Consider the following 12275-nt stretch of genomic DNA (forward strand, 5'->3'; position numbering starts at 1 on the left):
AGCAGGGGAAGTATGCCCTCGCCGGCAGGTCTTTTGGTGCTTTTGCTGGCCCTGCTGGGCCCTGCCCTGGCGCAAACCTGGCAAACCGCCCACGCCCCCGGTTTTGTGGTGCAGGTCGCGGCAAAGGCCGACGCAGCGCACCTGCGCGAGGTTTTTGCGGTTTTGCAAAAGGCCCGCCGGGACTTGCGGGCCGCCGGTTACGCGCTTCCGCCAAGGGTCGGCGTGGTCATCCACCCCGACCTGAGGTCCTACACCCGCGCCACCAGGCTCCCGTGGTTTGTGCTGGCCGCCGCCAACCGCCAGAAGCACCGGATTGACACCCAGCGCTTGCGGGTTCTGCTGGAGCGGGGGGGCCTGGAGCGCACCCTGCGCCACGAGCTTTTTCACCTGGCCCAGCCCGAGGGCTGGCCCCGCTGGAAGGCCGAGGGGCTGGCCATGCGCTTTGCGGGTGAAGAGCCCACCGCACCGCCCCTCGAGGCCGTCGGCGAGGCTGAGCTCGAGCGCCTCCTGGCAAGCCCACCTGACCCCCAGACCCTCCGTCGGGCCATGGCCACCGCCTATCGCTGGAGCAGCCCGCTTAGGTGAGGTGTCCTACGTTGCGTAAGTGCCCTATGCCAGCCCCAGCTCGCGTTTGAGACGGGCCAGGTCGTCCTCGACTTCCTTGCTGCTGCCCAGGCTCTCGAGCTCTTTCTCCACATCGCTTTTGTCCAGCTCCGAAAGGGCCGCGTGCCGGTCTTCCATGGCCTCGATGCGGCGCTCCATGTCCTCGAAGGCCTGCACCGCGCTGTGGGCATCCACCTTGGACTCGAACTTACGCACGGCCTCGGCGGCTTCCACACCCTTCTTGCGGGCAATCAGCAGGGCTTTTTTGGCCTCGGCTTCCTGAATTTTGCCTTCCAGGGCCTTGAGCTGGGTGGTGAGCTGGTTGACCAGGGTCTGCTGCTGGGCCACCTGCTGGGCGAAGCCATCAGCGAGGGCGTGGGCCTGCTGTTTGCGCTTGAGGGCCTCGCGGGCCAGGTCTTCCCGCTCGCCTTTGAGGGCCTCGGCGGCTTTTTGCTCCCAGGCCCGCGCCTGCTCGGCGTAGTTTTGCTGCTCGCGCTCGAGCTTCTTTAGCTCGGCCATGGCCTCCGCCACTTCCATCCGAGCGTCCCGCAACGTAGCCCGCATATCCTCCAGGGCCTGCTCGATGATCTTTTCGGGGTCTTCGGCCCGTTTGATGAGGTCGTTGATGTTGGCCCGGATTAAGCGGGAAAGGCGGTCAAGAATACCCATGTTTGAGCCTCCTGTGGAACTTCAGTGTAGCGCACCAGTATGGCGCTCACAACCGCTGACAAACACCCAATGTTTGCTGGCTATGCTCACCCTTAGCGCAGGCCCAACTGCCGTTGCGAGAAAATATGATAAGGCCTGGCACAGGTGATGTATAGGCCTCTTGGGAAAGGTTTAAGTGTGCATGTGGCTGGAAAGCCAGGGTCGCCGTAGTATCTTTGCATGACCGCTCCCCTCTCCCAAGCCCAGGTGCGCGAGGCCATCCAGCAGCACCTGCTCGAGGCGCTCCCCAGGCCCGACGCCGCCCACCGCCCCGAGCTGGCCGAGTACGCCCGGATGCTGCGCGACTACCCCGAGCGCGGCGGCAAGATGCTGCGCGGGATGCTTTTGGTCTACACCGGACTGGCCTACGGGGCCGAGCTCCAGCCGCTCCTGCCCATTGCGGCGGCCCTCGAGCTCTTCCAGAACTGGGCCCTGATCCACGACGACATCGAGGACGCCTCCGACGAACGACGGGGCAAACCCGCCCTGCACAAGCTGTACGGGGTGCCATTGGCGCTCAACGCAGGCGATGCCCTGCACGCTTTGCAGTGGGCCCTCCTGGTTCGCTCGAGCGCCCCCCGGCAGGTGCTCCTGGAGTTTGCCCGGCTGGTCGAGCAGACCGCCCAGGGGCAGCACCTCGAGATGACCTGGATGGAAGGCCAGCGCTTCGACCTGCAGGAAGCCGACTACCTGGAGATGGTGGGGCAAAAGGCCGCCTACTACACCGCTGTGGCCCCCCTGCGGCTGGGCGCCCTGGCTGCCGGGGTAGAGCCCCCCGCCGTCTTCGAGGAGGCCGGCATGAAGCTCGGGATCGGTTTTCAGATTGTGGACGACGTGCTCAACCTGGGGGGCGACCCCAGCAAGTACGGCAAGGAAATTGCCGGCGATCTGTGGGAGGGCAAGCGCACCCTTATTCTGCTGCGCTTCTTGCAAACCGCCGGGGCCGAGGAGCGCCAAAGGGCCGAGGACTTGCTCCGCATTCCCAGGGAGCAAAAGCCCGCCCAGGAAGTGAAATGGCTGCACCGGCGTCTGTTGCAGTCGGGGGCGGTGGCCTATGCCCAGCAGATGGCCGAGCGGCTGCTGGCCGAAGGGCTGGCCGCGCTAAAGCCTGTGTTGCTCGAGGCCCCCAGGCGCACAGTGGGGGGGGTGGTGTTGGAGCTGTTACAAAGCCTGGTTCGGCGCGAGGCGTAAAGGATGGGCGGTGTGGCAGTGAAGCAAGCGGTCTAATCCATCACCCTCTCAATCGGGTATCACCCGCCGCATAAACTGGTCAAATAGTGGAACAGTATAGGCTATCTCGCCATAGGTTGGGCTGTAAATCATGCCCTTTTTGATGAGCTTGGCGCGCACCGGGCTGAGGCTTGTGGTTTTGACTTTCAGCGTTTCGGCGATGTCGCCAACCCGGTGCGGCCCCGGACCAAGTTTGGCCATTGCCCTTAAGAAAACCTTTTCGCTAGGGGTGAGGCGATCGAAGCGCACCCGGAAGAAGTTCTGATCTAGGTTGGAAATAACCTTGGCCGTTGCAGCCTGCACGGTTTCTAGGGTGATGGGGCTCTGCTCGGCGAGGTTCCAGCACTGATACCCCCACTCCTGCAAAAAGTAGGGGTAGCCCTTGGTCAGCCGGTAAATCTCGGATAAGGCAGCAGGCTCAAAGCGCACCCCTTTTGCCAGGGCCGGCTCGGCCAGGGCCTTTATGGCATCGGATTCTGAGAGCGCGCCCACCTCCGGAAAGGCAAACAGCCGCTCAGCATAGGACTTCGAGTCGCCCGCCAGTCCGGGCAAGATGGGCAAACCGGCTCCTACCAGGACAATCGGCAACTGGCGTTGTTGGAGTTTGTGCATGGCCATAATGAGCGCCCCCAGCTCTTTGGAGCTGAAGTATTGCACCTCGTCAATGAGCAAGGCCACAGCCGTCTTGCGGTCTTCTGCAGCTTCCCCGATGGCAACCAGCAGGTTGGGTAGATCTATCTCGATATCGCCTGTATCGGCGCTGCCCCTTGCGGGCTCTATATCCAGACCAAGCGTGAGCTCGCCCACCGAGACTTTGATAGCTCCGATGAAGCTGCGCAACACTGCCAGACCCCGCTTTACCTGCTCGCCAGCGCCTGCAACACGATTCAGTTCATAAAGCAGGTTTCTTAGGCCCGGCGCCAGTAGCACGCCCAAAGGTTTGTCCTCGTGGGCCTCGAGCAGGATGGTGCGGTAGTCGTTCTGGCGGGCCATCCGCTCAATCTCGTTGAGCAAAACTGTCTTTCCCACCCCCCTCAGCCCAGTCAGAACCATGCTCTTTTCGGGGCGCTTCTGTTTGACCCGACCCAGTAGAATCTGCGCCTGGCTAAGAATCTGGTCGCGGCCTACCAGCTCAGGCGGTGGTGCCCCAGCCCCAGGGGAAAATGGGTTTGCGATTGGATCCATAGCTTCGATTATATCAACTTATAAATACTTATAATACATTTTGAGTATAACCTTCTATAAGTAGGTATAGGTTGGCTTAGCCAAGTCCCGCCGTAGGGATCCTCTCACCGCCGCACCACCAGCGCCACCCCCACCACCGCCAGCCCCATGCCCAGGATGGCCCAGCCCCCAAGCCGCTCGCCAAACAAAAAGTAGGCCTCCAGCGCCGTGGCCGGGGGCACCAGGTAGAACAGGCTGGCCACGCTGCTGGCCGAGTTGTGCCGGATCAGGTACATCAGGAGCAGAATGGCCCCTATCGAGAGCACCAGCACCAGCCAGGTCAGGGCGAAGACAAACTGCGGCGTCCACTGGATCTGCATGGTCTCGCGGAACAATAGCGCCAAGACGAATAAACCTACAGCAGCAGCCACATATTGCACCACCGTCCCACCCACCAGCGGCATCTGCGAGGCAAAGCGCTTCTGGTAGAGCGTGCCAAAGGTGGTGCAGAGCAGGGCCAGGCCAATGGCCACAAAAGCCGAGGGCTCGATGTGCAGGATGCGAGCGCTCAGGGCCTTCTCCCCTACCACCAGCCCCACCCCCACCAAGCCCAGCAAAAGCCCGGCCCACTGCACCGCGTTTACCCGCTCGCGCAGCAAAAGCTGGGCCAAAACAGCAGTCAGGATGGGCTGCAGGCCCACAATCAGGGCCGAGAGGCCTGCCGGCATGCCCCTCGAGATGGCAAAAAACACCCCACCCAGGTAGCCCGCGTGCAGCAATAGCCCCGAGACGCCGATGTGTAGGTTCAGGGCCCAGCCTTTGGGCCAGGGGGAGCGCAGCAGCCAGGCCAGGCCCCCAAGTAGCCCCACCACCAGCACCATCCGCACCCACAAAAAGGTGAAGGGCTCGGCATAGGGCAGGCCCAGCTTGGCCCCCACAAAGCCGGTGCTCCACAGCAGCACAAAAAGGATGGGGGCTAGGGTCGCCAGCCGCACCTCAGACTCCCATCCATTGCAGCAGCCATAAGGCCCCCATCCCCACCAACAGCGTCAGCAGGATGTTCTTGAAGCGCCAAGCCACCACCACTGCGATAATTCCGGCCAGCAAGCGCTCGTTGTCCAGCCCGATGGCCCACTGCCCATCAGCGGTGAGCAAAGCGGGGAAGACCAGCCCAGCCAGGGTTGCGGCGGGCACGTAGCGCAGGGCCTGTTGCAGGTGGGGCGGCAGGCTGAAGCGTTCCAGCATCGCCAGCGGCACATAGCGCAGCGCGAAGGCAATCAGGGTCATGCCCAGGAGGGTAATCCAGAGTTCCAGGTCGCTCATGGGAGGTCTCCCCGTCCTGCGCCCCTATTTTCCAGCCACACCCCGGCCCAGATGCCGGCCAGGGCCCCAATAAACAGCCCCGAGCGGTAAGGCAGGCCGATCAGGGCAGTAGAGACCAACCCCCCCACCAGGGCCGCCAGCAGGCTGGGCCGGTTCTGCACCGCCGGCACCAGCAGCACCAGAAAACACAGCGGTACCGCAAAGTCCAGCGACCAGGCCTCGGGCAAACGCGCCCCCAACAGCGCCCCAATCAAGGTGCAAACCACCCAATTGAGCCAGAGCACCACGCCCATGCCCAGGTAAAACCAGGGGGTCAGACGCGGGCCCAGGGTCTTGTACTCACCCAGCGCCAGGGCAAAGTTCTGATCCACCATCAGGAAGGCGGCCAGCAACTTCATGCGCCCGGACAGGGCTTCCAGGGGCTTGGCCAGGGCGCTGCTGTACATGAGGTAGCGCAGGTTCACCACCAGCGTCGCCAGCCAAACGAAGAAGATTGAGGCTCCCGCGCCCATCAGCTGCAGGGCCACCAGCTGTGCGGCCCCCGCAAAGACCAGCCCCGACATCAGGGTTACCTCTGTCACGCTCAGGCCCGCTTTGATGCCCGCAATGCCGGTCACCAGGCCAAAAGGCACAATGCCTACCGAGACCGGCAGCGACATCAGCATACCTCGTGCAAAAGCTGCCCGATTCGTAGTGGGGGCGTTCACAGCCATTGCTTCATCTGCTCCTCGGCCAGGTTGGGCCGCACCGCGTTGCTGCTAGCTGTTTGGCAGCCCTCGAGGCCCACCCTTCAAGCTGCGCAGCAACCCCACACAGGCCAGGCCCTACAGCAACAAACATACCCTAAAAAAGCACCCCTTAGACCAGCCCGTTCACTTCGGGGCTTCTAGTCTGACCCCTACGGTGGTGCGCGGTTTGAATCCGGGTAAGCTGGGGCTCAAGTAGCGCCCTGCCTCGCTGTTGTTTTGCAAAAAGCGTGCGAAAAATGCTGTGGCAAAGTGCCGTGTCAGGTCGTGGGCGCGCTCCTGGTCCCACACCGGCTCCCAGCAACGCCAGTAGTCTTCTTCGCGGCCCCGCACCTCCAGGGGGCACTCCACAAAGGGGTTGTGCTGGGCGGCGGCCAGGGTCAGGAGGTACTTGTTTGGCGAGCCGGCCAGGCGGAAGTACTCCAAAGCATCGCGGCGGTAGGTCGCCACGTCGTCGGCCTCCCCTACCGCCAAAAACAACGGCAGCTTGAATCCCGCCAGCGATTGGGCCCCAATCCAGGGCTGGCCGTAGGGGGCCATGGCAAACACCGCCTTGATGCGCGGATCGGGCTTAACCACCCTTACGCCGCGCTGGGCCTCGAGCTGCGCAAAAAAGGGCAGGGCAAAACAGGGGCCCTCGTTGCTCGTAGCACGGCAGTACTCGCCCAAGGCCCGGCCATCGAGACCGGCCCCTGCTGCATTAATCACCGCGTAGCCCCCATAGCTGTAGCCTAGCAGGCCCACCTTGCTGGCATCTGCGCTGGGCATCTGCCGGGCCACCTCGCCGATAGCAAACAGGAGATCCAGCGGCCTGTCCACTATGCTGCTGATGTAGTTTTGTTGGGTAAGGGTCTGGTAGGTCGAGCCGGGGTGATCGAGGCTCGCTACCACAAACCCCCAGCTGGCCAGGTGCTCGTTGAGGTAGGCAAACTGAAAGCGGGTTCCAGGCTGCCCGTGGGAGGCCACAAGCAGGGGAAATGGGCCGCCCGCGGGTGCGGCATCCCGGTTGGCGCGTCCGGCAATTCGAACCGGGGTCTGCCCTACCTGGGCTTGGTAGGTGAGGCTTTGCTCCGTTCCGGTGGTGGGATACCAGACCTCGGCGGTGATGGTTCGTTGCCGGCTCGAGTCGGTCAGTTGCAGGGTCTTGACCCCGACCGCCGCGCCACCTCGAGCGGCCAGTGGCGGTGCATCTGGACGTTTCACACTCACTCCTTGGGCCATTGCCAGGCTGCCGAGTAGGAGCGGCATTACCAGGCTCTTCAGGGTGCTTTGCAGGTATGCTTTCAAGCCGGGACCCCCAGAATAACAAAAGCCCCACCCGCAGGGCCTTTGCCTTTACCTTCTGCACCCTTGCGTGCAGCACACTTCAGCTTACCCGCTCCACCCGGATCATGTTGGTGGTGCCGCGCACCCCAAAAGGCACCCCAGCGGCAATCACCACATACTCGCCCACCTCTACCAGTCCGGTCTCCTTGGCCTTGGCTACCGCAATCTCGACCATGTCGTCGGTGTCTTTGGGGTCAGGGGCCAGGAGGGGCAGCACATCCGAGACCAGCGCAAGCTGGTTGCGCACATAGGGGTTGGGGGTCAGGGCCAGAATCGGTACCGGTGGCCGGGTACGGGCTACCCGGCGGGCCGCCCCTCCGGTAGCGGTAAATACCACCACAGCCTTGGCCCCGGTGGACTCCACCACATCGTCCACGGCTCGAGCTATGGCGTCCTGCACTGTGCGGTTGGCCGGTGGGCGCAAAGCATTCAGGCGGTCTTTGTACTCCTGGGTAGCCTCAATGGTCCTGGCTACCCGGCTCATGAAGGAAACCGCCTCGACTGGATACTGACCCATTGCGGTCTCGGCCGAAAGCATCACGGCATCGGTGCCATCGAAGATGGCGTTGGCCACATCCGAGGCTTCAGCCCGGGTGGGGCTGGGGTTCTTGATCATGGACTCCAGCATCTGGGTGGCGGTAATAACCGCCTTGCCCGCCTGCACAGCCTTGAGGATGATGCGCTTCTGCACCGCAGGAACTTCCTCCAGCGGCATCTCCACCCCCAGGTCGCCACGGGCCACCATGATGCCATCGGCCTCTTCCAGAATTTCGTCGAAGCGGGCCACCGCGCTGGGTTTTTCAATTTTTGCCATAAGCCGCGCGCGGGAGCTGTGGCGGGTCAGATAGTGGCGGGCCAGCAGTAAGTCGTCGCGGCTGCGCACAAAGCTGATGGCTACCCAGTCCACATCCAGCTCGGCACCCAGGGCAAGGTCTTCGATGTCTTTATCGGTCAGAGCGGGAATCGAGAGGTCGGCCCCGGGTATGTTGATGCCCTTGTTGTTGGACAGCCGCCCCCCCACAATGACGGTGGTGTAAATGTCGTTGAGGCGAACCTCATCCACCCGCAGGCGGATATTCCCATCGTCCAGCAGCAGCATCTGCCCCGGCGCAACATCGTTGGGTAAGCCGCGGTAGGTGGTCGAGACCCGGGTTTCATCCCCCTCGATGGGCTCGGAGGTGATGGTGAACTTTTGCCCTGGCTTAAGCTCCACCGCGCCCTCGCGAAAGCGGCCACAACGGATCTTGGGGCCCTGCAGGTCTTGCAGGATGGCCACGGTGCGGTCAAGGGCGCTCGAGGCTTCCCGGATCATCCGTACCGATTCGCGGTGGTCCTGGGGCATTCCATGCGAAAAGTTGAGGCGGAAAACATCCACCCCGGCCTCAATCAAGGCCCGGATCATCTCGGGTGCGCTCGAGGCAGGCCCCAAAGTGGCAACAATTTTGGTTCTTTTTAGCAGTCCCATAGTTTTACTCTCGGGCCATCCTGGCCTGTGCTGCCCGCCCTTATTTTTTGAAGGCCCCAAAGCCCAGGTAACGCGCTGCCGCACCCAGCTCCTCTTCGATGCGCAAAAGCTGGTTGTATTTGGCCAGACGATCCGAGCGGCTGGCCGAGCCGGTCTTGATCTGGCCCGCATTGACCGCCACCGCGATATCGGCAATGGTGCTGTCCTCGGTCTCGCCCGAGCGGTGCGAGAGGATGGTGGTGTAACCGCTGCGGTGGGCCAACCGGATGGCCTCGAGGGTCTCGGAGAGCGTCCCGATCTGATTTACCTTGACCAGGATGGAGTTGCCCACCCCCATCTCGATGCCGCGCTGGAGAATGGCCGGGTTGGTCACAAACAGGTCGTCGCCTACCAGCTGGATTCGCTGGCCCAGCCGCTTCGTCATCAGCTGCCAGGTCTCCCAGTCGTCCTCGGCCAGCCCGTCCTCGATGGAAACGATGGGGTACTGGTTTACCCAGTTTTCCCAGTAGGCCACCATCTCCGGGCCGGTGAGCGATTTACCATCGGCCTCGAGCACATACCTGCCCTCCTGGTAGAACTCCGAGCTGGCCGGATCGAGGGCAATGGCAATCTCCTGGCCGGGTTTGTAACCGGCTTTCTCGATGGCCGTAAGAAGCACCTCAACCGCCTCTACGTTCGATTTAAGGTCGGGGGCAAAGCCCCCCTCGTCCCCCACGTTGGTGTTGTAGCCCTTGGCCTTCAGCACCGCCTTGAGGGCATGGAAGGTCTCTACCCCGGCCCGCAGGGCCTCCGAAAAGGTGGGCAGGCCGCCGGGCACCAGCATGAACTCCTGGAAGTCCACGTTGTTGTCGGCGTGCTTACCCCCATTGATCACGTTCATCAGGGGCACCGGCAGGGTCACGCCCTGCACCCCTCCCAGGTAGCGGAAGAGCGGCAGACCCAGACCGTCGGCTGCCGCATGGGCGGTGGCCAGCGAAACCGCCAGAATGGCGTTGGCGCCCAGGTTGCCCTTGTTGGGGGTACCGTCGAGTTCCAGCATGGTTTTGTCCACCGCTTCCTGGTTGAGCGCATCCAGCCCGATTACCTCGTCGGCGATGCGCTCGTTGATGGCAGCTACCGCCCGCAACACCCCCTTACCCCCAAAGCGGGGTCCGCCATCCCGTAACTCAACCGCTTCGTGGGCGCCGGTTGAAGCACCCGAGGGCACCATAGCCCGCCCGCGGGCCCCCGACTCCAACACCACCTCGGCCTCGACGGTAGGGTTACCGCGCGAATCGAGCACTTCCCGCCCTTTGATTTCAACGATCGTGGTCATCTGGTTATGCCTCCTTGCTGGAAACGCTTCTATTTCCTGCAACCGCTTAAGAGTCTACACCTCGAGGTCAGGATCTCGGTCAATTCACGGTCAAGCAAAAAACCCACCGCCCCGCAGAAAAGGGCCTGGTCAAACAGCCTCAAACCCGCAGGGGAACCACCACCGCCAGGTAACCCACATCCTCCACAGCCTGCACCACGCTGGGGCTGGTGGGGCCGGATAGCTTGATCCGCACCGCCCCTTCGATGGGGGCCAGGGCATCAATCAAGTACTGGGCGTTGTAGGCCACCATCAGCTGGGACTCGCCTGAGGAATCGATGCGCAGTTCTTCCCGACCACGGCCATAATCCCCTTCGGCGTCAATATCGAGCTTACCGTCGTTGAAGAGCAGGTTGACGCGGTGGTTGTTGCGGTCAGACAGCACCGCCACCCGCTTAAGGCTTTCGCGCAAAGCCTCAGCCGGCAAAGTGGCTTCCAGCACAAAACTCTGCGGTATCACCCGGGCGTAGTCGGGGAACTCACCCTCCATCAGCTTGACCGACATCCGCACCGCCTCACCTACCAGGGTCAGCGTACCCTCGCCCACAGCCAGGGCCACCTCGCCCTGGGCATCTTTAAAAACCCGCACGATCTCGTCGGCACTGCGGGCCGGAATCACCAGCTTACGGGTCTGCAGCTGCATGGGCAGATCGTAGCGGGCCAGGCGAAAACCGTCGGAAGCCACCGCCCGCAAGCCGGTAGGGGACATCTCGAGCTGCACCCCCCGGAAGATGGCCCGGTACTCCTCGCTGCTGGCTGCATAGCGGACCCGGGTAATGGCCTGGGCCAGCCGTGCAGCAGCAATCTTTTCTGGACCCGGTTCAGCAAAAGCCAGGGTGGGGTAGCCATCCGGGCTGGTGGTGGCAAGCTGGGTATTGAAGGCCCCTGAGTGCAGCTCCAGGCGTTCGCCATTCCCAAAAATCAGTTCCACCATCTCGCCCGGGGCGCTGCGCACAATTTGCACAAAGGTCTGCGCTGGTATCAGCACCTGACCCAGGCCCTGTACCTCGGCGGGGAGCCTGACCTCGATGTCCACTTCGCCGTTGGTGCCACGCAAAATTAGGCCCTGATCGGAGAGTTCGATGGGCAAATAGGTCAGGATGGGGTTGGAACTGCGGCTAGGAATGATCCGCTCGAGAGTCGAAAGTCCTTCGACAAGGGTACGTTTGGGGATGCGAACTTCCACGCTGGCCTCCGTTTTGGGCAAGTGGTTGGGGCCGTGACCCCGCTTGGCCCACACATTCTAACAGTCAACCCAGCTTGCTGAAATCGGGTTTGCGCTTCTCAATAAATGCGCTGAAGGCTTCGCGGGCTTCGGGTGAGCCCAGCTGGCGGATAAAGTGCACACCTTCAGCGCGCATGGTCTGCTCGATCTGGCTCAGGTAGGGCTGTTTGAGCAGCTGCTTGGTCAGCCGCAGGGCCTGGGCGGGCTTCTCGGTGAGTTTGTGGGCCACACCCAGGGCGTGTTCTAGAAGCTGGTTGCTGGGAAGAATGCCGTTGAGCATTCCAGCGGCCAGGGCCTGTTCGGCAGTAAACACCTCCCCTAGCAGCAGCATTTCGGCAGCCCGTTGATAGCCAGCAACCCTGGGCAACAGGAAGCTCGAGGCCGCTTCCGGCACAAGCCCTAGGTTGACAAAAGGGAGCTGAAAACGGGCTTCGGGGGTGGCATACACCAGATCACAGTGCAGCAACAAGGTGGTTCCAACCCCCACCGCCAGGCCGTCTACTGCAGCAATGAGGGGTTTCTCCAGGTGACTCAAGGCATGCAGGAAGCGAAACACAGGACTTTGGGCATCGCTGGGGGGATTATTGAGGAAGTCTTGAATGTCGTTGCCGCTGGTAAAAACGCCCGGCTGCCCGGTTAACAGCACCACCCGCACGGCTGGATCGCTGTTGGCTTGGTCCAGGGCCCGAGCCAAGGCGTCATACATTGCTGTGGTGATAGCGTTCTTGCGCTCGGGTCGGTTGAAGCTGAGTCTTAGGATTCCGTTTTCCAGTGCTTGATGGGTGTGCTGCATAAGGCTCCTCGAGGTTTGGCTTTTTGTAGCTGTTTGCTGAGGTTTTGAGCTGCTTGCAAGGTGCGCCTGAATTTAAACTCCTACTTTTTTTAAGAAATTTTAAGAATTAGTAACAGTAGTAATAGGGCCTGTGGATATGTGGATAAGGGCCATTTAATACCCATTGGTATCGAATTTGGCCTGTGGATAAAGAGTGTGGAAAATTGTGCATAAGCTGTGGATAAGCTGTGGAGAAAGTGGGCACTTATCCACAGGCCTGCTGTGCACGCACTTATCCACAGGTCTATCCACAGGGTTATCCACATCTTATCCACAGGGTTATCCACAGGGTGAATTAA

12 protein-coding genes are annotated in these 12275 nt (G+C 62.0%); 2 read left to right on the forward strand and 10 right to left on the reverse strand.

What is annotated here, in order from left to right:
- Window positions 1-12 precede the first annotated feature (12 nt).
- Window positions 13-585 (forward strand): hypothetical protein, encoded by a 573-nt coding sequence (locus ABWU19_RS03295; protein WP_435900347.1) that lies wholly within the window; start codon window positions 13-15, stop codon window positions 583-585.
- Window positions 586-609: 24 nt separating this feature from the next.
- Here the strand turns inward: ABWU19_RS03295 and ABWU19_RS03300 are convergent, their stop codons facing one another.
- Window positions 610-1272, reverse strand: a complete 663-nt coding sequence (locus ABWU19_RS03300) for a PspA/IM30 family protein (RefSeq protein WP_435900348.1) — start codon at window positions 1270-1272, stop codon at window positions 610-612.
- A gap of 219 nt (window positions 1273-1491) precedes the next feature.
- On the opposite strand from ABWU19_RS03300, the gene ABWU19_RS03305 reads away from it, so the two are divergent.
- Complete coding sequence (locus ABWU19_RS03305; RefSeq protein WP_435900349.1) at window positions 1492-2502, forward strand: polyprenyl synthetase family protein; 1011 nt, start codon at window positions 1492-1494, stop codon at window positions 2500-2502.
- Window positions 2503-2550: 48 nt separating this feature from the next.
- Here ABWU19_RS03305 and ABWU19_RS03310 read toward each other — a convergent pair whose 3' ends face one another.
- The 9 genes from ABWU19_RS03310 to ABWU19_RS03350 all read right to left on the reverse strand — a co-directional run bounded on the left by ABWU19_RS03310 (window position 2551) and on the right by ABWU19_RS03350 (window position 11937).
- On the reverse strand, window positions 2551-3726 hold the full coding sequence (locus ABWU19_RS03310) for an AAA family ATPase (RefSeq protein ID WP_435900350.1): 1176 nt from the start codon (window positions 3724-3726) through the stop codon (window positions 2551-2553).
- Window positions 3727-3830: 104 nt separating this feature from the next.
- On the reverse strand, window positions 3831-4700 hold the full coding sequence (locus tag ABWU19_RS03315; RefSeq protein WP_435900351.1) for a DMT family transporter: 870 nt from the start codon (window positions 4698-4700) through the stop codon (window positions 3831-3833).
- A 1-nt stretch (window position 4701) separates the two neighbouring features.
- Window positions 4702-5028 carry an AzlD domain-containing protein gene (locus ABWU19_RS03320; protein ID WP_435900352.1) on the reverse strand — a complete coding sequence of 109 codons (327 nt, stop codon included), beginning with the start codon at window positions 5026-5028 and terminating at the stop codon, window positions 4702-4704.
- Window positions 5025-5693: an AzlC family ABC transporter permease gene (locus ABWU19_RS03325; RefSeq protein WP_435900353.1), complete on the reverse strand. Its 669-nt coding sequence runs from the start codon at window positions 5691-5693 to the stop codon at window positions 5025-5027. The genes ABWU19_RS03320 and ABWU19_RS03325 overlap by 4 nt, the downstream gene beginning before the upstream one ends.
- Window positions 5694-5900: 207 nt before the next feature.
- Window positions 5901-6977, reverse strand: a complete 1077-nt coding sequence (locus tag ABWU19_RS03330; RefSeq protein WP_435900354.1) for an alpha/beta hydrolase family protein — start codon at window positions 6975-6977, stop codon at window positions 5901-5903.
- Window positions 6978-7140: 163 nt separating this feature from the next.
- The gene (pyk, locus tag ABWU19_RS03335) at window positions 7141-8565 is read right to left on the reverse strand and encodes a pyruvate kinase (protein WP_435900355.1); all 1425 of its coding nucleotides are present in this window, start codon (window positions 8563-8565) and stop codon (window positions 7141-7143) included.
- 40 nt (window positions 8566-8605) lie between these two features.
- Complete coding sequence (gene eno, locus ABWU19_RS03340) at window positions 8606-9880, reverse strand: phosphopyruvate hydratase (RefSeq protein WP_435900356.1); 1275 nt, start codon at window positions 9878-9880, stop codon at window positions 8606-8608.
- Window positions 9881-10019: 139 nt separating this feature from the next.
- Window positions 10020-11105: a DNA polymerase III subunit beta gene (gene dnaN, locus ABWU19_RS03345; RefSeq protein WP_435900357.1), complete on the reverse strand. Its 1086-nt coding sequence runs from the start codon at window positions 11103-11105 to the stop codon at window positions 10020-10022.
- Window positions 11106-11169: 64 nt separating this feature from the next.
- Window positions 11170-11937 carry an enoyl-CoA hydratase gene (locus tag ABWU19_RS03350; RefSeq protein ID WP_435900358.1) on the reverse strand — a complete coding sequence of 256 codons (768 nt, stop codon included), beginning with the start codon at window positions 11935-11937 and terminating at the stop codon, window positions 11170-11172.
- Window positions 11938-12275: the final 338 nt, after the last annotated feature.

The organism is Meiothermus cerbereus, assembly GCF_051297115.1.
Lineage (GTDB): Bacteria > Deinococcota > Deinococci > Deinococcales > Thermaceae > Meiothermus > Meiothermus cerbereus_A.